The organism is Aminobacter sp. 01T433 (genome assembly GCF_056398585.1).
The window spans coordinates 1-18,929 of record NZ_JBFTPR010000036.1; the positions used below are offsets into that span (position 1 = coordinate 1).

Annotated in this window: 20 protein-coding genes and 1 pseudogene; 4 read left to right on the forward strand and 17 right to left on the reverse strand. The window is 58.3% G+C overall.

Features of this window, described 5'->3' with window-relative positions; translation table 11 throughout:
* A pseudogene (locus tag AC1DLV_RS29465) lies at nt 1-434 on the forward strand (Ti-type conjugative transfer relaxase TraA); the annotation flags it as partial.
* 246 nt (nt 435-680) lie between these two features.
* On the opposite strand, the gene AC1DLV_RS29470 reads toward AC1DLV_RS29465, so the two are convergent.
* The 6 genes from AC1DLV_RS29470 to AC1DLV_RS29495 all read right to left on the reverse strand — a co-directional run bounded on the left by AC1DLV_RS29470 (nt 681) and on the right by AC1DLV_RS29495 (nt 5,528).
* On the reverse strand, nt 681-1,688 hold the full coding sequence (locus AC1DLV_RS29470; protein ID WP_476803545.1) for a succinylglutamate desuccinylase/aspartoacylase family protein: 1,008 nt from the start codon (nt 1,686-1,688) through the stop codon (nt 681-683).
* 32 nt (nt 1,689-1,720) lie between these two features.
* Nucleotides 1,721-2,470: an amino acid ABC transporter ATP-binding protein gene (locus tag AC1DLV_RS29475; protein WP_476803544.1), complete on the reverse strand. Its 750-nt coding sequence runs from the start codon at nt 2,468-2,470 to the stop codon at nt 1,721-1,723.
* A 120-nt stretch (nt 2,471-2,590) separates the two neighbouring features.
* On the reverse strand, nt 2,591-3,250 hold the full coding sequence (locus AC1DLV_RS29480; protein ID WP_476803543.1) for an amino acid ABC transporter permease: 660 nt from the start codon (nt 3,248-3,250) through the stop codon (nt 2,591-2,593).
* Nucleotides 3,240-3,899 carry an amino acid ABC transporter permease gene (locus AC1DLV_RS29485; RefSeq protein WP_476803542.1) on the reverse strand — a complete coding sequence of 220 codons (660 nt, stop codon included), beginning with the start codon at nt 3,897-3,899 and terminating at the stop codon, nt 3,240-3,242. Before AC1DLV_RS29485 ends, AC1DLV_RS29480 begins: the two co-directional genes overlap by 11 nt.
* Complete coding sequence (gene ehuB / locus AC1DLV_RS29490) at nt 3,896-4,783, reverse strand: ectoine/hydroxyectoine ABC transporter substrate-binding protein EhuB (RefSeq protein ID WP_476803541.1); 888 nt, start codon at nt 4,781-4,783, stop codon at nt 3,896-3,898. Before ehuB ends, AC1DLV_RS29485 begins: the two co-directional genes overlap by 4 nt.
* Nucleotides 4,784-4,895: 112 nt before the next feature.
* Nucleotides 4,896-5,528, reverse strand: a complete 633-nt coding sequence (locus AC1DLV_RS29495) for a hypothetical protein (protein ID WP_476803540.1) — start codon at nt 5,526-5,528, stop codon at nt 4,896-4,898.
* A 139-nt stretch (nt 5,529-5,667) separates the two neighbouring features.
* Here AC1DLV_RS29495 and AC1DLV_RS29500 point away from each other — a divergent pair, with 139 nt between their 5' ends.
* Nucleotides 5,668-5,886 (forward strand): helix-turn-helix transcriptional regulator, encoded by a 219-nt coding sequence (locus tag AC1DLV_RS29500; protein ID WP_476803546.1) that lies wholly within the window; start codon nt 5,668-5,670, stop codon nt 5,884-5,886.
* A 434-nt stretch (nt 5,887-6,320) separates the two neighbouring features.
* On the opposite strand, the gene AC1DLV_RS29505 is transcribed toward AC1DLV_RS29500, so the two are convergent.
* The 4 genes from AC1DLV_RS29505 to AC1DLV_RS29520 are packed head-to-tail and all read right to left on the reverse strand — an operon-like array spanning nt 6,321 to nt 9,855.
* A complete protein-coding gene (locus AC1DLV_RS29505) occupies nt 6,321-7,034 on the reverse strand; it encodes a hypothetical protein (RefSeq protein ID WP_476803539.1) in 714 nt (237 codons plus the stop codon).
* Nucleotides 7,031-7,795 carry a hypothetical protein gene (locus AC1DLV_RS29510; RefSeq protein ID WP_476803538.1) on the reverse strand — a complete coding sequence of 255 codons (765 nt, stop codon included), beginning with the start codon at nt 7,793-7,795 and terminating at the stop codon, nt 7,031-7,033. Before AC1DLV_RS29510 ends, AC1DLV_RS29505 begins: the two co-directional genes overlap by 4 nt.
* A complete protein-coding gene (locus AC1DLV_RS29515; RefSeq protein ID WP_476803537.1) occupies nt 7,779-9,650 on the reverse strand; it encodes a hypothetical protein in 1,872 nt (623 codons plus the stop codon). The genes AC1DLV_RS29510 and AC1DLV_RS29515 overlap by 17 nt, the downstream gene beginning before the upstream one ends.
* Nucleotides 9,631-9,855: a hypothetical protein gene (locus AC1DLV_RS29520; protein ID WP_476803536.1), complete on the reverse strand. Its 225-nt coding sequence runs from the start codon at nt 9,853-9,855 to the stop codon at nt 9,631-9,633. The genes AC1DLV_RS29515 and AC1DLV_RS29520 overlap by 20 nt, the downstream gene beginning before the upstream one ends.
* Before the next feature lie 295 nt (nt 9,856-10,150).
* Here AC1DLV_RS29520 and AC1DLV_RS29525 point away from each other — a divergent pair, with 295 nt between their 5' ends.
* Together AC1DLV_RS29525 and AC1DLV_RS29530 are read left to right on the forward strand one after the other, a co-directional pair.
* Nucleotides 10,151-10,429, forward strand: coding sequence for a hypothetical protein (locus tag AC1DLV_RS29525; RefSeq protein WP_476803535.1), 279 nt, complete (start codon nt 10,151-10,153; stop codon nt 10,427-10,429).
* Nucleotides 10,430-10,437: 8 nt separating this feature from the next.
* Nucleotides 10,438-10,941 (forward strand): HNH endonuclease, encoded by a 504-nt coding sequence (locus AC1DLV_RS29530; RefSeq protein WP_476803534.1) that lies wholly within the window; start codon nt 10,438-10,440, stop codon nt 10,939-10,941.
* Here the strand turns inward: AC1DLV_RS29530 and AC1DLV_RS29535 are convergent.
* From AC1DLV_RS29535 to AC1DLV_RS29565, 7 genes are all read right to left on the reverse strand, one after another.
* A complete protein-coding gene (locus AC1DLV_RS29535; protein ID WP_476803533.1) occupies nt 10,928-12,301 on the reverse strand; it encodes a type II restriction endonuclease in 1,374 nt (457 codons plus the stop codon). The genes AC1DLV_RS29530 and AC1DLV_RS29535 overlap by 14 nt on opposite strands.
* On the reverse strand, nt 12,298-12,768 hold the full coding sequence (locus tag AC1DLV_RS29540; RefSeq protein WP_476803532.1) for a very short patch repair endonuclease: 471 nt from the start codon (nt 12,766-12,768) through the stop codon (nt 12,298-12,300). Before AC1DLV_RS29540 ends, AC1DLV_RS29535 begins: the two co-directional genes overlap by 4 nt.
* Nucleotides 12,761-14,008, reverse strand: coding sequence for a DNA (cytosine-5-)-methyltransferase (dcm, locus tag AC1DLV_RS29545; protein WP_476836329.1), 1,248 nt, complete (start codon nt 14,006-14,008; stop codon nt 12,761-12,763). The genes AC1DLV_RS29540 and dcm overlap by 8 nt, the downstream gene beginning before the upstream one ends.
* 526 nt (nt 14,009-14,534) lie before the next feature.
* On the reverse strand, nt 14,535-15,140 hold the full coding sequence (locus AC1DLV_RS29550) for an ATP-binding cassette domain-containing protein (protein ID WP_476803529.1): 606 nt from the start codon (nt 15,138-15,140) through the stop codon (nt 14,535-14,537).
* A 474-nt stretch (nt 15,141-15,614) separates the two neighbouring features.
* A complete protein-coding gene (locus AC1DLV_RS29555; protein ID WP_476803528.1) occupies nt 15,615-17,354 on the reverse strand; it encodes an AIPR family protein in 1,740 nt (579 codons plus the stop codon).
* Between the two features lie 473 nt (nt 17,355-17,827).
* Nucleotides 17,828-18,529: a hypothetical protein gene (locus AC1DLV_RS29560; protein ID WP_476803527.1), complete on the reverse strand. Its 702-nt coding sequence runs from the start codon at nt 18,527-18,529 to the stop codon at nt 17,828-17,830.
* Between the two features lie 213 nt (nt 18,530-18,742).
* Nucleotides 18,743-18,929, reverse strand: a 187-nt coding sequence (locus AC1DLV_RS29565; RefSeq protein ID WP_476836330.1) for a hypothetical protein, incomplete at its 5' end; no start/stop codon positions are given.

Consider the following 18,929-nt stretch of genomic DNA (forward strand, 5'->3'; position numbering starts at 1 on the left):
CCGCAAGGATCGAGAAGGAGGAGCAGGTGCTTCGTCATCGTGTCTCGATCGACATCCCGGCGCTGTCGCAAGCCGCAAGGTCAGTGCTGGAAAACATCCGCACCGCCATCGACCGCAACGATCTTCCCGCCGCTCTTGGCCTTGCCCTCAACAATCGCCAGGCGAAGCTCGAGATCGATGGCTTCAACCGTGCCGTCACTGAACGTTTTGGCGAGCGGGCCTTGCTCGTCAATGCCGCGCGGGCGCCGTCGGGTAGCCACTTCGACAAGGCCGCCGAGGGCCTTCGCCCTGGCGAGCGCGAGAAGCTGCGTGAGGCTTGGCCGGTGATGCGCGCAGCCCAACAGCTCGCTGCCCATGAGCGCATAGCGCAGACGTTGAAACAGGCCGAGCATTTACAACTGGCGCAGCGCCAGAGCACGGCATGGAAGCTATGAGGTGTAGTTGTTCGCAACATCATGTGGTTGCTATCGCGGCGGAGATGTTGGGTCGACGGACGCGCTAACCCATTACCGCTCGGTTCAAGGCAGCCATCGCTCGTTACGCGTAGCGGAAGCGGCTTGGTCGTATCATCTCAGCCCGTTCGGAAAGTCCCTTCGATACCGTTGAGTCCGAGGGCGCGTACCTCGTGCTGCCGTCTGCGCGTCGAAGAGGCACGCAATGTCAGTGGTGCACAAAGGCGCTTAGGTGACGTCCACCACAAGCTTGAACAGGCAGTCTCCGGGTTCGGTAAGGGCAGGGGCTCTTTGGCAAGCGACGAGGCCAGATTGTGCGAACTGAACCGTTCTGACCGGTTCCGAAGGCCCTGCTATTGGATGAATGATACCGGCAAGATCGCCGGCCCGGACCTCGTCTCCCAGCGCTACCACTGGTTCGAAGATGCCTCTGGCTGGGGCATAGGTGAAGGCTTGCCTGCCGCCGACCCGCATGGATCGTGTTGGCCCCGCCGGCTCAACGATAGCGTCGGGCAGGATGCCCATGTGTTTCAGCACACGCAGCACGCCGTCTCGGGCAAGGGTTTCGCCTTGGCGTGACATGGAGGCCCCACCGCCGAGTTCGGTGGTCAGGGCTGGGATGCCGAGCACCTGGGCTGTTGCCGAGAGGGTGGTCGCACCGCCGCCGCCCGAGCCGTCGCTGATCGAGCCAATGGGAGCGCCGAAGACATGCATCAGTTCGATCAGCCGTGCCGTTTCGGTATCAGTCTTGCCGGTACGGATCAGGCAGCAGGGAAGGTAGAACAGCGAGGTACCGCCGGAGTGCAGGTCGATGACGATGTCGGCAGGAGGCAGCAATACCCTTGCGACGTAGTGGGCGATCATTTCGGTCGGCGACCCATTGGCGTCGCCGGGAAACATCCGGTTGAGATTGCCCTGATCAAGCGGCGACACCCGTCTGCCGGCGTCCACCGCGGGATAGTTTAATGCCGGCAGGATGATGATGCGGCCACAAGGTTCGCTTGCATCAAGCTGTCGGGCGAGCTTGCTGAGCGCAACCTGACCCTCATATTCATCACCATGATTGCCGGCGGCAAGCAGGGCGGTCGGCCCGGCGCCGTTTCTGATAACGACGATCGGGATCGGAATGGTGCCATAGGCGGAGCGATGGCTCGAAAACGGCACCCGCAGACAGCCGATCTGCTTGCCATCCCTGTTAAAATCGACGTCCGTCCAGATGCGTGTGTCGTTTGCCACTGATCCCTCCCTCCTCGTCAACCCACGCCTTCTCAATGCAACAGCGTGTTGAGGAAAGACCGGGCACGGGGATGGTTGGGTGTTGAAAAAAACGTCACCGGCGACGCCTGTTCGACAATGCTGCCCTGGTCCATGAACACGACCTGATCGGCGACCTCGCGGGCAAAGCCCATCTCATGGGTGACGCAGATCATTGTCATGCCCTCGTGGGCGAGCCCGGTCATGACATCGAGCACCTCCTTGACCATCTCGGGATCGAGGGCGGAGGTTGGCTCATCAAACAGCATCAGGCGCGGGTTCATGCACAGCGCCCGGGCGATGGCCACGCGCTGCTGCTGTCCGCCTGACAGTTGCGCGGGGTATTTGCTGGCCTGCTCGGGAATGCGGACCTTTTCGAGGAAATGGTGCGCCAGGCTCTCGGCCTCGTTGCGAGGCATGCGAAGCACCCGCCGTAGAGCCAAGGTGCAATTCGACAAAACCGTCAGATGCGGAAACAGGTTGAAGCTTTGGAACACCATTCCGGTCTGTCGGCGGGCGAGTGCTGTCTCCCTGGCGTTGTCGTCCAGCCTGGTCGTGCCCAGTGTTACGGTTCCCTGCTGATAGGCTTCAAGCCCGTTCAGGCAGCGGATCAGGGTTGATTTGCCAGAACCTGACGGCCCGCAGATCACGACGCGAGACCCAGTTTGTATGGTGAGGTTGACCTCCTTCAACACATGGAAGGTGCCATACCATTTGTTGAGCGAGGTGATCTGGACGGCGAGCTTGTCGTCTGTCTTGGTCATGGGTTCTCTCTACGGTCCGCTGATGACAGCGAGCTATTGTGGGTGGGTGGCTTCGCCGGTGCGCCTGCACGGTGAGGTTCGTAAGACGCGCGACCCGTTGCTGGTCTACCGGCCGCTGGCCTACCTGGTCGTCGGCCCAAGCAGACGCATCTCGAGCCGCTTGATGGCTTGCGAGATGATGAGCGCGAGACCAAGGGAGATGAGGCCAGCGACCGTCAGCGGCTCGGCGTAGCGATAGGTGTCAGAGGCGATGTCGAAGGCACGGCCGAGCATCTCGGGCACGGCCAGCACGGCCAGATAAGGCGTCGCCTTGAGGATCGAGACGAAGTAGTTGCCCATGGGTGCTGCGATGTTGCGCAGCATCTGTGGGGCGATGACAAAGATGGTCTGATCCATGCTGCCGAGGCCCAGGGCCCTTGCGGCTTCGGCCTGACCATTGGGGATGGCATCGATGCCAGCCTTGAACACTTCGGCGAGATAACCGCTGTAATAGAGGCTAAGGCCGATGATGCCGACGGCAAGCGCGCCAAGGCGAATGCCGTAAAACGGCAATATGAAATACAGGCAGTAGAGCCAGACCAGCACCGGCGTCGCACGGATGAAGTCGATCACGAAGCCAACGACGAGGCCCCCCAAGCCTCCCGATCTCCGGATGAGCTCGAAGCCGAAGCCGATTGCCGAGGCACCAATGCAGCTGAGGGCCGCGACCAGCAGCGTCATGCCGATGGCACTGAGGATGGTAGGCACCGTCGAAAGTGCAAACACCAGATCAAACGCCACGACGCGCCTCCCTTGCCGGGTTGATGCGCCGTTCTGCCCAACGCCCGAACAGCGCGACCGGATAACAGACGATGAAGTAGGCCAGGAGCAGTGAGGTGTAGATCGGCACCGGGTCGTACTCGATCTGGGAGATCTCCTTGGCGCGGAAGGTCATGTCGGTCAGCGTGACCAGAGAGACCAGCGATGTCGCCTTCACCAGTTGGATCAGCTGGTTGATGAAGGTCGGGCTCATCGCGACCAGTGCCTGAGGCAGCTCGATGCGCCACAAGATGGTGGAGCGCTTGAGTCCCAGTGCGTGGCCAGCTTCTTTCTGGCCACGGTCCAACGCCTGCAGGCCAGCCCGGACGGCCTGGCTGGCATAACCACCAATGTTGAGCCCGAGCACCATGGCGGCGACAGTCATCGCCGACAGTGCCAGTCCGGCCAGGGGCAGGGCGTAGTAGAAGACAAACAGCAAGATGATGACGGCCGAGCTGCGCCAGAACTCGATGATCGAGGTCACCACAAACCGCGCCGGGCCTGTCGTCAGGTATTGGGCAACGCCGAAGACAAGGCCAAAGGGGATGGCAAAGACAAGGCCATAGAGTGTCACCAAAGCGGTGACACGAAAGCCCTGAAGGATGCCGAGCCAGATCTCGAGCATACTCATTTGCCAGCACCGTCGGCGCCATTGCCACAGAGCTTGTCGACGGTGATGGTGTTGGGCACGACCTCCGTCGCGCCAAAGCCATATCGGGCCATGATCTTGGTCACCGTGCCGTCCAGCGTCAGGACAGCCAGTCGTTCATCCCACAGCGCTCGCAAATCCTGGTCTTCGGTGCGGAAGGCGACAGCTGCATAAGTGGCCTGTTCGTCTGTCGTCACAAACGGTGTCGCACTCTCCAGGCCCTTGGCCTTGCCGCCGGCGAGCAGGCCAATGACGGTGGGCGACGACAGCACCGTGACATCGATGCGACCTGAGCGCAGGGCCGAGATGTTGGCTTCGATGTCGGGGAACAGCAGCATGTTCTTCTCCGGCACACCGGCTGCAGCCGCATTCCTGACCGAGACACTGCCGCGTCCGGCACCCATGATGATCTCTTTGCTCACAATATCCGCAAAGCCATGGATCTGTTTTGGGTTGCCAGCGAGTACGATGGCCGCGTCGTGGACTTTCAGATCAGGGGACCCGAAGGCGACCTGCCGGCAGCGCTCTGGCGTGATGGAAAGACCGGAAGCCACGGCATCGAAGCGGCCTGCCAGTAGACCTGGGATCAAGGCACCAAACTCGGTGACCCTGATATCGAGCTCCTTGACGCCGAGATCGGAGAAGGCAGCCCTGAGCAGGTCCGGGTGCCAGCCCTTTGCTTCGCCAGTGGCTTCATCGCGAAAACCCCAGGGCGAGCGGTTGTGGATGCCAATGACGATCTTGCCTTCGCGCATGATCCGCTCCTTGGTGGTCTCGGCTAAGGCCGTGCCACCCACCATGGCGATCATCAGCGCAAGCAATGCGCTGCAGATGCGTGCAAGACGTGCTGGACTTCTCAAGTTCATTTTCTCTCTCCCATTGTTGTGAAGGTGCCCGCGCGAACAGCCCATGCAGGGATGTCTGGTGTCTGTTGCCGCGCTTGGTCGCAGTCTCGCCTCCCGCGATCCTGCATTGCGCTCAGTCTCGCCGTGAATGGCTTTCGTCCACGCCGCGACTGTCGCCAGGCCGGTCGCGTTCGCTCAGGCGCTTGAGATCGTCCAGAACCGACTGGATCTGCGGCCAGGGAAATGACGATGTGTCACCCTGGCTCTCGCCGCCGCCGGCAATGATTGTCAGTTTGGCGATCACCCCGCCAAGTGACTGCGCTTGTGTGGCTGCAACGGCTTCAAGGACTTGTTCTTCAGCCTCGACGGCCTCTATCTCAGCAGCACGGACGCGCGAGTAGCCAACCTCATGGTCAAGCGCGTCCCAACGTGTTTGCTGATGATCTGTCAGGGCTGACTTCGACGTGCCCTTGCGGTCCATATCCGTTGCGCCGCCTGGAACTGGAGACCCGAGGGCATTCCTTATCCGCGTCTCAAGGCGTTGCTGCAGTCGACACAAAACCACCGCCATGTGGTGTGCGTGCTCCCACTCTTGCAGCAGGACCACGCAAGGGTCGACGGGCGCAAGCAAACGCGCGGCAATGCTCTCTGCGAATCTGGCGCCAACCGTGGCGTCACCTTTCGCATCGTCATCCACAGCGCGGCTCTTCCTTCGTCTCCCTAGGATGACGAAAGGCAAAGCTGTGGTATTGTCGGAATCAGCCATGATCCGAGCTCCAACCAGCTTGGGTTTGGTCAGGCCGAGTAGGTGTTGCAGCAACTACTCGGCCGTCGTTGAGGACAAGTTCTTATACAAAATGATTGATGTCAATCGGAATGTTTAGTTGAAATTGCCAGTTTTGACGATGGAGCAGTGCCGCGGCGCTCGAGCGATGCTTGGCTGGAGCCAAGAGGACTTGGCTCAGGCGGCTGACGTATCTCGACAGACAGTGGCAGACTATGAACGAGGAGCTCGAGTCCCCATCTCGAACAATCTCAAGAGCATGGCCGCAGCACTGCAAGAAGCTGGCATCGAATTACTGCCGGACAATGGGGTTCGATTGTCAAAGTCTCGACCGGCGTAGACGGTCGCAACTCGTCTTTCCGCCGCATAAAGATTGGCGTTGGCGTTTTGGGGTGGTCGGCACGACAGCACTTCAGAGATTTTCGCCACCTTGTGATCCCGGGAGGGCAGGGCATGGCGCTGGCATTGCGCTCGCCATTGTCGCGGATTCCGCACCCCTGGCCACTCTTGTGAGTCTTATGACGCGCCGAGTTGCGAGGGGCCGCCGCTTGCCGCCGCTCCCAATGCGCACAAAAATTTGCTTTCTGCCGTGCCAAACAATCGCTCGAAGGGAATGACCGCATCGCGCCTTATTCCAGTCGTTCAAGCCACTCCTTCGAAATCCCAAAAGCGGACGTGGCGATCGCATATCGGAACAGAGAATTGACAGGATAGGTAACAACCGAAGAAGGCGGTGCGGGGATCAACTGGTTGAGAGATAGGCTGCATGATCGATCACTGCGCGGGCAGGTTCTTGAATTTGTCGAACTCCCCGGGAAGCTTTTCGATAAACTGCTCAGCCGAAAGCGCAAAGAGATTCCATGTCACGTCCAGCTGCTTCCTGATGCGCGCAAGTCGTCTGGAGGAACCGCGCCCCTTGCCTGCATAACCACGGCGCAGCGCTTTCTTGCTGTCGTCGTAATACAGCTTCCTTGCGGCGGCCTGAAAACCGACATGAGCCATGTCCTGCTGACTGGTGATCTGCTCTCGTAGTTCTCCAGGAATTGACGGTGTTCGGTCGAACAGATACTCGACCGTCTCGCCGAACTGCGAAAGCATCAGGACAGGCATTCGAATGAGGTGGCGCTGACCCTTCTGCCAGTTTCCTACGTCACTCGGGTACCAGCGGTGCACCTCACCAAGCTTGCGGCGTCCGTCCTTGCGCAGCGGGTAGGCTGAATCACGCAGGACAAATGCCAGCCAGGCCCACAGCCCTTCATTCGCGAGCAGGATGGGGATGTCTACGCTTCCCGCAGACGCGATGATAGCTTTGCCCATGTCCAGGCTGGTTTCAAAGACGACAGCCTCGAAAGGCTTGGAACCCTGAATGCGTGTTGCAATGGCGGGGTTAGCCAGATCGATGGCCTCTTCCGCGAGCAGGCCATTGAACGCCTGCTGGAAAGCTTCCATTCCGGCAGGCGTGAGCTGGTAGAGACCATCAAATTTCACTGCACACCTCCCGTGGCAAGAAGCTGATCAACGATGCGATCGGAAAGCTTGTGCCGCTGGCAGAAGCTGTCGATCAGGGCATCAATCCATTTGCGCCGTTCCGCAACATCCGGCTTCTCCGGTAGCGGCTCGCCGGTCATCAGGCCGTCCGCCCACTGGAGCCAGTCCCTCATCCATTCGAAATCCTGCGGATTGTCGTGGCAAAGAATGTCATCGAAGATCTGGTGGATCACAGCCGGCATAATGGTGCCGACGAATACCGGGTCGCTTTTTGCCCATGACCGGGGATCGGGTATCCGGCTGTCGACCTGGATGATCGGATGAGCGTTCTCATCGATGTTCAGCTTCCACGTGCGCGGCGCGATCTTGCCCGGCAGGAAGTTGAGAAGCCCTCTCACCCCACCATTCTGATTGGGGTTGTCCGACTGTAGACGCCACGACCCGGTGCTGCCGAGAAGAACGCCGAAGTTCTCTCCATCAGCTTTTGCGACCCGCAGCATGCAGGTTGGGTCGATGTAGTTTTGGTTTTCAAGCTCAACCGCCGTCTTCGGCGACCCGACCGTACCCAGATCGATTAGCTCGAGCTGCTTGTTCTCATCGAGGCGCACCTGCAGGCGCGCGCTCGCCGGAAAACCTTTGAACGCCTTTTCATCGGCGAACGTGAACGTGAGGAGCTTTTTGCCTCCGACTTCACGAATGGCAATCGCGGCGCTTTTGCGGTCGAGCTGGCGTCTGCCAGTAAGTCTAATGGTTCTGCGCATTGCTCTTCCAGACCTTGATGATCGTATCGATCTCACGACGTGCGTCGAAACCCTTCACCTCGACGCTGAAGTCGGCGCCGCAGTTTTTCGCCGTGATCTTGTTCTTCACGAAACTGAACTCGCTGTCCGTCGAACTGATTGGCAGGTCGGAGAGTCTGAAATCGAGCTCGTCCCATCCTGGCTTACGGCTGCCATCGGCATAAGCGATGCTTACCGACATGTTCACGGGCCAGTCCACGTAAGCCGGATTTGCGGTCATGCGGAAACCATCATCCAGAGTGTGGACGAGCAATGCCGGCACCCGCGGCGGGGGAGGCTCTATCGGCTCGACTGGGGTTACTGTGGGCTTTCCACCGGGCCCTTTCTTCTTCGCAGGGTCATTGTCTGGCAGGGCAAAGAAGCTGTCGAAAACATCGTTCTCGGGCTTGGTGATCTCAGGAGTGAGAAGCGAGCGAAGGTCGGCGCACAGGTTCTTGACCAGCCGCTTCACCGCCACACCGTTGGTGTAACCCTCTTTGTCCAGCTTGGCTTTGACCTCTTTGGATTCAAGCAGATCAAGGTGCGCCTTGCCTTCGCACAGGTTCAGCAGGGCCGCGAGCTCGTCATTGTCGACAAGCACGATCATGTCGAGCTCCCCGGGCATGTTCGCCTTTACCTCCGGAAGGCTCATGCCCTCGCGAAACAGACGGTCGATTGGCGCAGCTTCTTCCGGCGCTTTTTGCACGACGGCACACAGGGAGACTGGAATCCCTTTCGTACCCTTACGCAGGTCGAACGCGACCCTGACTGCAACTTGATCGCCGTTTCTGCAGGCTTCCTGCATCTGCTTGACCAGCGGCGTTTCGCGCAGCGGCTCGAAGCCGTCGCTAATAGCAATCCTGAGTTCCAGCATCTGCCCTGAACCGGCACGGATCAGATTGAGGTAACGACCGACGTCATCACGGATCGGTTGTGTAAGAATGTTCCCGGCGACGGAGTCGGAGACCTCATCAATGGAGGTTGCATCGAGCCGCGTGCCATCCACTTCAACGACAAGCGAACCGCCCAGAATGGCTGGCGCGAAGTGCTCGATCGAGGAGGCAAGAATACCCTGTGGCGTCAGCTCCGGATATGGATAGGGGATGACGAGGGCAAGCCCGCTTGTTCCTGCAGTACCTTCATAGCCTGTGAGGCCAAAACCTGCGACCATACCCTGATGGAATTCTGCTTCATCGTGAAGCCTGAAGACATCACCGTCGGTGTCAGCTGCCAGATACGCATGCGTTGAAAGCAGGACACCATCGCTGCCCGGCATCGCCTTGAGAAGCGTCATGCCACAGGCGGCAAACTGCCCGTCTTCCACACGACGGGTATACCCAAGAACGGTCTGGAGACGCGACGCAATGAGGAAGGTCATACGACCGATGCCGCGGCCTCCCCGCTTGGCACCTTCCTTGGCCTTGTTCGACACGCCGAAGTTCAGCCAGTAGTTCCAGAAGTTGTCGAGACGGTTCTTGAAGCCTCCATCGAGACCCTTCGTATTGAAATCCTCAATCGTGATCCACTTGATCCGGCCTTTCGACCATTCCTCGATCTCTGCGAACTCCGCAGTAATCCGGTTCGCTACCGCTTCCTGCAGGTAGGGTGCACGACCCTTGAGGTCCGACTCGTGAAATCCGAAACGGATCACGGCCGGCGCCGATGGATTCAGGCGCGCATCCAGAGTGTTCTGAATGGCTTCACGCACGAACGTTTCCGTATACGGAAAGTCCGCACGGTCGAACATCTCGCTGTCAGTGTTCTGCGAGATCGGCGTTGGGCCAACACGCGGCCAGATCCATTTCCACATCGCGACGCTACTCCAGTGTGAATTCATTGTCCTTGCCTCCGGCATCGCCGGTGAAGCGGGACTTTGCTGCGTCCAGCTCCTTCTGCAGGGCCCGGAAAATCTTGCGGACGTCTTCGTCCGAATAGTCATAGGCGCTGCGGTTGGCGAGGTTGCCGATAAGGCGGACGTCCTTGATCGCGCGGTTCACCCGCGCCTGTGCCAGTTCAATAAATTTGCTCCGCTTGTCGCGCATATTTCCGATGCCTTTCTGATGTGTACATTGCATATGCGGTGAAGTGTATTCAGTCAACATCCGTTTTACATTTTGGAAATGTACGCGCAATATGATCGAAACTTTTGATGCGGAGGGCTCGTGGAGAGGCGTGTCTGGTCTATCCTCGCGGTAGCGGGGCGCAGGCAGTACGGCGGGAATGCCGCTGTAAAGACGACCCGGCGCGCGCCTACCGGTTTGACAGCGAGCTCAATAACAGTGGGAGAGTTTCTGCCGGGGACCTTGTTTGCATCCGCAACGAGCACCCCCAATAGGTGTGGCCATCATTAAAGACGTTACCTCTGAAAGTGGCCTGAAGGATCGCTTTCGGTGTCCTGTATGCCGGACGACAGGCATCAAAGAGCGGCGACACAAATCACCGCGCTTTCGCTGCAACAACAGGCATGAGTTCGAGACACCGCTGTCCGAGACCATCAGCGTGGTGAACTACACAGCTTCGTACGGCGAGAACTTTATTCCCGCACCGGGCGCGCTGGGTGGTCCGCAGCTGCGCGAAGCTGCCCTGCGTCCCAACCATCAGATGTCGATCGAGTAGATCCGTTTATGATCACGCGGCTTTTGGAAGTTTACGCCCCTCAGACGCATGTGCTGGCAGGTCTCTACCTTCAGGGGCTTACGCCAACGGACAGCAGCGTGGGTGGCAACGACGACTATGTGCTTTCCGCAGGAGATGAGCGCAGGCGTGTGCTTGCGTCGATCAGGATCAGACGTGGTCAGCAGAAATTTCGCAAGTCGCTGATTACGCGGTACGGCGCGCAATGCATGATCAGTGGGTGCAATGTGATGGACATCGGCGAAGCAGCGCACATATGGCCGTATCGGTCAGACGCGGACAACGACCCCGCAAACGGTTGCTTGCTGAGGGCTGATCTTCATACCCTCTACGATCTGGACCTGATCGGTATCGATGAAGACCTGACACTGCACCTTTCGGAACGCCTCAAAGGGAGCGATTACGAACGGTTTGCGGGCATGATACTGAACGCAGTTATCAGGCCCTCGGCCGCAGCGATTGCGCTCAGGTGGAAAGCCTTCACAGGAGGCTAGTCACCGCTGACTTCCAGGCAGTGAGGTGAGGCCGCACGTGGACTTCGCAGAACTCCCGGAAACCCAGGACGTTTGAATGGCCGGCGTACTCGGCCATTTTGGATTTGAGCAGGCTTTCGGGAATGACCAGGTGAACGCCAAAGGACGCCATATCCTCAATGGCATTGCCGGCGATGTTCTCGTCGACGGTGGTGAGGAACAGGCGTCTGCTGCCCTTCTCGCGCTCGACCTGTTTCCAGCGTTCGCGAAGCGTTGTCTTAGCACTCAGGATCAGTCCCGTGCTGGCGCTATCAGTCTCACCGTCTATCCACGCCAGTGAGGGGAGGATGAAGTCTGGGCGCTTTTTCGCATCGACGATAGCCTGCTTTTCGAACGGAATGCTGCCGCCGAGAAGCATGGTCTCGATGTGGTGTTCGTACGAGTAGCCGGCGCGGGATTTTCGCTGCTGGCTCGCAGAGAGCATGATTGCATCAATGCCAGGCAGCCCATCGACAAGTCTGCGAATAATGTCGGACGCGGTGTAGGTGCGTGTCGCATCTCCCAGCACAAGGCGCACAAGTTCAACTGCACGCTCGCGTCGCTGATATTCGCGAAACAGGTCCCACTCGATGCTGCGGCTTATTTCGCGCAGCACGTCGCCAGGGTGATCGAGCTTAAAGGGGTTGAGCGTCTCAAGGCCATGCGTGTCAAGATACTGGCGCAGTGCAAGGCGGGCGAGTTCCGCTGTCGCCGGCATGGCGGCATTACCGCGGGCGAAGGAGGCGATCTCACCTGCGAGCCACGCGGCAATCACCCGGTCCGCAAAGTCAAGAACACGGTCACGGTCCTTCGCCCTGACAGCGGCGGGATCGAAGACCTCGACGACAAAGTCCGCATCAAAGCCGAACATCTCGGTAAGCAGCGATGCCTCATCGCTGCCGGAGTCGATTGTCAGGCATTCGTACTCATATCCGTCAGGACCTGACATCCGGCCCATGACAAGAAAAGATGCCGGGAGAAGCCCTGCGAAAGCTTCCTTTGGCACATTGGTCATGTGCGTTTCCGGCCCTTTGCTGGTGTAGTTCACAAGGCGGCTGGTATCTTCACCACCTACCTGTGGCCAGATCGTCCGGAACGTCGCCTCGCGCACGGATGCGCCTCGCTTCGTGATCGTGTCGATCAGCGGCGGGAAAAATCCACCATCACGCTGCTCGACAGGAATATAGACCCCGCCCTGGTGCTTGTTGTCGTGGTCTGCCCAATCGCGATCATTGTTCGCCATCTTCTTGATGAGAACCAGATCAGCCTTCTGCTCCAGCTGTGCGAGTAGATCTGCATCTGCGCTGGCACTCTCAAAGTTAAGCTCGGCCTGAGCGCTCATGCTGCCTCCTTCTTCGGTGCGCGAAGCTCCGCCGTCTTCACGTCGCTGTCTGGTAGCCAGTCGCTAATGGCAGCAACGGTTGTATCAAGCCCAAGCCGGCCTCGTCCGCGAATGGCGCATTCCCAGACGGTCATTGAACGCCATCCAGCTTCCTTCAATTGCTGTTGAACAACCTGATCCCGCGCGCGATTGCGAGCGATCTTTGCTGACCAGAACTCTTGGCGCGTGCCCGGCATCTTGAAAAGCGGACAGTCATGGCCATGCCAGAAACACCCATGCACAAACACTGCAGCCCTGAACCTAGGGAAGACCATGTCTGGCTTGCCTGGGACGTCCGACGAATGCAGCCGATAGCGGAAGCCCTCCGCGTGGAGCGCCTTTCTAATCTTCAGCTCAGGATAAGTGTTCTTTGACCTGATGCCGGACATCATCCGGCTGCGCGTGATCGGGTCGACGACGTCAGGCAACGGCGAGCAGATCCTCTTCCTGGGGCTTCGCCTTTCGCGGCTTCTTTTTTCCGGCGAGGATGTGCGGAAGCATGAGTTTTGCAACGGCCTCAACGACTGGCACAACCACGGCATTGCCAAACTGGCGGTATGCCTGCGTGTCAGAGACCAGGATCTTGAACGGCTCGCTGCCCTTCTTCTCAAACCCCATCAGGCGGGCGCACTCACGTGGGGTAAGGCGGCGCGGGTTTTTGCGCTTTTGCTGGATCAGGATTTCGGAACCATCCTTGTGGTAGCGGGCAGAAAGCGTGCGTGCCACGTTATCCGGCCCAACGAGACCGAACCCAAAACCATTGCCAGCTGCGCGATGCTTCTCTGCGTAGTTCTGCAGGTAGGTCCAAAGATGGTTTGAGAGCGTGTAGCGCGGATCGACTTTGCCGCTCTCGAGAATGAACTTCTCGTCCGGCTGCTCGCTGCCGTCCTCGGGATGGAGGATCGTGCCAAGCGTCGGTCCGTCGTTCTCGGGAAGAACAAGGCTCTCGAAGCTGAAGTCGGTGTCATCTCGGAAGCCCACGATGAAGATACGCTCGCGGTGCTGTGGCACCCAGGATCGTGCATCAATGATACGGGTCTCGACGCGATAACCGAGGTCCTCGCGAAGCGTCTTCATGATGACGTCGAACGTGTTGCCCTTATCGTGGCTCTTCAGGTTTTTCACGTTCTCAAGCAGGAACGCCTTAGGGCGATGATGCTGTATGATGCGCGCGATGTCGAAGAAGAGCGTGCCCTGCATCTCGCACTGGAATCCATGCGCGCGACCAAGTGAGTTCTTCTTGGAGACCCCGGCCAGTGAGAACGGCTGGCACGGGAAACCCGCCAGGAGCACGTCATGCGTAGGGATGGCCGAAGCCTCAATCTTTGTGATGTCGCCCGCGACTTCATGGTCGCAGTTATAGTTGGCCTTATAGGTGAGCTGTGACCAGCGGTCCCACTCTGAGGTGAACACACATTTGCCACCCAACGGCTCGAACGCACGTCGGAAACCGCCAATGCCGGCAAACAGGTCGATGAAGGTAAATTCGCGATCGGCCGCCTCACGAGACGTCGGCACCATCAGGCGCAGGAGATCGATGGTCGCCTTGCGCGGCTCGCCCTCACCGGTCTCAAAGCGATAAATCTGACGCTCAGTGTAACCCAGCTGCCGGGCTGCTTCCGGAACTGAAAGCCCTGCTTTTTGGCGAAGATCTGAGAATTCTGACATGCTAACCCCTGGGTCGATCTTTGACATTGTGTCAGATTCGATCCGGAGGAACAAGACAGGAACGAGCTGCAGTCAGTCGGCTTTCGACGCGTATAGCTTGTCGTCACTACGGGCGTCGATCAAAACGACGTCGGGGTTGCCGGTAACCTTAATGGAGACCTTGCAGGGATCCTCTGGGCTGCGACGATCGGAGAGGTTCGCCTCTCCCAAAAGCGAAAACCGGCCCTCAAGGGGCGGCTCGGTCAATCTTGGGATTGGCACCGCCCTACAACGGAAGATGGTGGTTGCGGGGCCTGATTACACAGAGGCTTCAATAGGGCCGGCGTGATGTTAAAACACGCACAGCCTTGACCGTCGGTGGCACGACAATGCGGGAGCGGCACGGTGATTGCCCCCCCTGTGATTGGCTACCGCGCTGCGAACCTCGTCCTCGAACAGATGGCAGATGCGGTCGACCGGCACGCCAAACTCCGGGCTGCGCTTGACTTCAAGCGCACGCGGGCGCGCCAGCGGCACAGGTATCTCCTCACGTACCGAACCCGGCCGGGCTCTGAAGACAAGACTCGATCCGACAGGAATACCGCCTCGTCGATCTTGTGGGTGATGAGCAGGACCGTTGTTCCACTCGCCAGATGTTGAGCAGTTCGCCCTGCATGATGTCGCGTGTCTGCGAGTCGAGAGCGGCTAAGGGCTCGTCCAGCAACAGGATCTTCGGGTTGACCGCGAGCGCCCGGGCGACAGTGACGCGCTGGCGCATGCCACCGGCGAGTTGGTGCGGAAAGTGGTGCTCGAAACCCTTCAGGCCGGTGAGATCTATGAAGCGCTGTGCAGTGGCGTGAACATCACGGTGCAGCGTGCCGCCGACGGTCAGTCCATAGGCGACGTTCTCGCCGTCTTCCACGGTAAAAGGGCACCTGCTGAAACACCATGGCCCGGTCGGCGCCCGCTTGGTAACGACCGATCCAGAAACCCGCACAATCACCGACGACGCCGGCAAGGGGGCGTCGATGATCCGCAGCAGCGTCGACTTGCCGGAGCCGCCGGCGCCGACGACCGAGTCGATCTCAGCATGGCGAGCAGCCATGTTGATGTCGCGCAGTGTCGACCACGTCTTGCGCGCGAATATACGCAACTCGAGCTGGCCTTGTACTGCCGACAGAGAAATGTCGGTGTCGGGTTAGGTGGCAGCAAAGGCGACCTGCTTGCATCATCATGGATGGACCGGATTGATCTTACCGAGCAAAATCAACGAGTCTGACTGCGACCTTCGTCGACGATGGATTCGCATGAGGCGCTTGAGCTTAGCGAAGACCTGCTCGATCAGATTGAGGCCGTAGGGGTAGGACGGTAGGACAGCAGGTAAAAGCGCTTGGCGCCGGCCGCGCGGATGGCGCGACGAATTCCTGGCCCCTTGTGGCAGGTTTCAGCAATAACTCCGCCAAAGCTGCCTTCGCCTTGCCATTCATCGTTATGCGCCAAGGCGCCCCGTTCCTGCCAATCAGCGGCTACCGGCTATTCTGCAATGCAGACGTTTCAATCGAAAAAGCAACACAATGGCCGGTTGACAAAATGGAATGGACGTAAAGGTTCTAGCGAAAGATAACCTCTAATCCGCCAGCGCACTTACTCCGACATCTTCTTTGGAAGAGGAGGCAGCTTTGCTGACCTCGTACACGTCCTTACTCATAGACGGGTTCTTAAAGAGCAGAGCGAGAAACTTGCCCTGGTAGTTGGCATCCAAGTGGCTCACCATTGCGAAATAGACCTGCTCGCAGTGATCTGAGATGTTTAGCTCAGACATTTTTCCTCGGAACTCCGCGATGGGTTGAGTGAGTCCAACCTTGCCGATCCGAGCGAAAACAGCTGCTGACAATATGCGGTTTCCATGGACTAGAGTTCCCCACGCATAACCGCTTTTTTTGCTGATGCTTTTCTTCTTTTGGTCAATCCAACGATCGACTGCTCGCTGGACGAGAGTAGCGTTGAAGGCGGTCGCGCCACTTGTGGACGGGTTGAAGAGTGCAATGTATGGCGTCTTCTTCAGGTCCAAAAAGAAGCGCCCAATACCGGTCTTCACGCTGACGGCCATAGAAGAGTCTCCCGAAGCACACGCTAATGCTGTGGTAACCTCCAGCAGTTCGCACGAATTTGGCGACGGCTGCGTGGCCTCACTTCGGAGGAACTGATAATCGATGCCCTCGATGCGCATCTCTTGTTGCAGCCGTGTTTGTTCGGGGTCATGGGCAACGAAGTCTCGCGCCTCTACCCGGTTTTGAAGATTATTGGTGCGTGTCACCTTTGCCCCGAAGTCTGCAGGGGCCTCCTCCAGCAGAATGACCCTGATGGGCACGCGGACACGACCCAAGCTTTCGTCGTCTTCCACGCGCCCCAATGTGCTAACGGTCTGCGCCCCATTTACAATGGAAGCACCTTTGAGTTGAAAGTTCCCAGAAGCCTTGGATCCTATTGCCTTGGGGGCGCGTACCGCGGCGTCAGCGATGAGTGTAACGCCGTTGTTGAAGTACCAAAAGTGGTCGGGATCGTTCAGCGCCGTTTCCCGAATCTGTTGATTTACTTCAGTGGTGCCAAGCGCGTGCCTTATGTTCTTGGCGACTAGGCGACGGCCAAAGGCTGCCCACCAATCTTTTAGCTGCAATCCATCAATGACACCGAAGTATGCAACTTCCGGATCTGAAACCTTTGACCAGTCAAGCAAGCTTGCCTCAAGAGTGATGCCTTCAACTGAACTATCGGACGCCAGTGAAGTGTAGACCTCAGCCAAGCCTATCACGTTGCTAGAAACCAGTGCATCGGTTTCGTCCACATCCTGACCGTTCAACTCTTGCAGCAGACGGTCCAAATTGGCGGTGCCATGTTTTGCGATTTGACTTGCACCGGTCGAGATGAGAACAACTTCCACAGTTGTACCGGGCACGTCGAGCGCGTGCCCAATCGTCTGTAGGCGGGGCCTGAGCCTGACGGCGAAATTGTCTTCTTCTTGTTCAAAGATGTCCTTCACGCCGTTGGCAAAAACAGCGATGTCAGCGGCACTTGGCTCTCCACTACCGGCAGCGATCCACTTCGACTGCGATACAATCACGCGGTTTTCTGTGTGATCGATGAATACCGCGTCAATTCCATTATCGTCAGAGCCGTCCCAGACAGATTTGGCAGCATCTTCCGGCGTACAGCCAGCCGTCATCACCAGCGCGTAGGCGGCTAAGCAACGGCTTAACACCTTGGCCTCTCGCTCTTGGTCGGTCTGGCTAATATCAGACAAATCCAGATGTCTCTCGAAGAGGTCCAGCAACTTGGCCTTGATCTGGCGCACTTTCAATGAAGACAAAGCAAGCTCCTAAAATTGGCACGCGCTGACGCCTGTGGGTGGGATGTGCCATCTGCAACTAGAATGAGATCAATCAAGGCATTGCAACACTGGCGCGGCGCTGCTCCCCTGAATTCAGTGGATAATTGACTATTGGTGACCTCGACAGAACCACCACGCCCGGCAACGGTCTGCTGCACTATTTACCCCATATGCCGTGCTCGGACAGATCACCGGAATATGTCGACCCTTGGGTTCGACAAGAATGACTGCTGTCGGGAAGCCGGTGGCGACGTATGAGCGGCCGAAATGGGGTGGATTGCGGAATGGCGGGTTTCGGGCGGCCACGTCGAGAAAGCTGACCTTCGCTAAGTGAACGAGCTTCGGCGGCAACCGCCCCCAATACAGTAGTTGGCCAAAAGCGCCGCTACTCCCAAGACCTGACGTTCCCAGACCTAAATTTTGGTCGGCCCGCCCAGACGCCGCCGCTCCCTTTAATCGGGTTCTTCTGTATGCTCGAAATTCCCATCTTCCCATTTATCAATGAGGACCTCCCACGGATAAATTTTCAGGTGAGTTTCCCGAGGCAGACACAAAAAATAGATTTGGCTAAGGACGGCCAACGCGTCTTCTAAGAACTGACTAAAATCCACCATCGTATCGCCTTGGTGGGCGAACTCATTGCGGGCGGCCTTCATCCTCGCCAATCGAATGACCGACGTTGCAGTCACCAGGTTGACATCGCCATCAAAAGGTTTGGCGAACTTTGCCGTCTGGCTGAGTGCCTCGCTGACCGAGAGTTTTTCGTTCTGCTTAATCTCAGTATGCCACGCCCTCTGTTTCGTAGGCGTCTGCTTTACAAAAGCCGCGACCTCATCACCGCACATCTCGACGATCGTAAAAGCATATGCAGCCATTGCAGCGTCGTAGACCTGGTCGCCCACCATGTAGACTATGTCCTCTGGTGCAACCATCTCCTCATCATGCAGAAAGTGGTACTTTTCGATGTTCGTAGGCGTTGCGATGATGCCGAGGGACCTTACGGGGTAATCGTTGTGAAGCTCGGCCGAGAGGTTGCGCCATTCTGCTGCATGCCTATCAAATAGGTATCGGTGCAGGCGGAAGTTTACGCCGAGTTCCAGAAGCCTCTCGATGGAGGGCTGGATTATCTTATGCACGTCCGCCATCTTCAGCACCGCTATTCCAGTTAGGCGCTAACCGGTAATCCAACAACTGCGAGGCAGCAAGTCAGGCTCAGAACCGGCAGTACGCGGCTGAGCACTTCCACAACCGGACTTTCCGCAGACGGCCCCTGACCAGCCGACAGTTGGACTTGCCAGTAAGGGCGGCTTTCGGGTCGTCGTCAGTGCCCTTGGAACGACAGAGATGGGGTCGTTTCCTGCCAAAGGTCACCACTTGCCACGCAGCGTCGGATTCGGGGTGATGGGGTTGTCTAATCGCATTCGGGGCGTCAAGGGATGAATTCTGTTGAAACGGCGGCCGGGTGCATGGTTGTCTTCGCGGTCAACATTGGTCGCCGCATGATGGAGCTTCGCGGGACGAGCCTTCAATGTGGACGACGCACTTTGCTGAGAC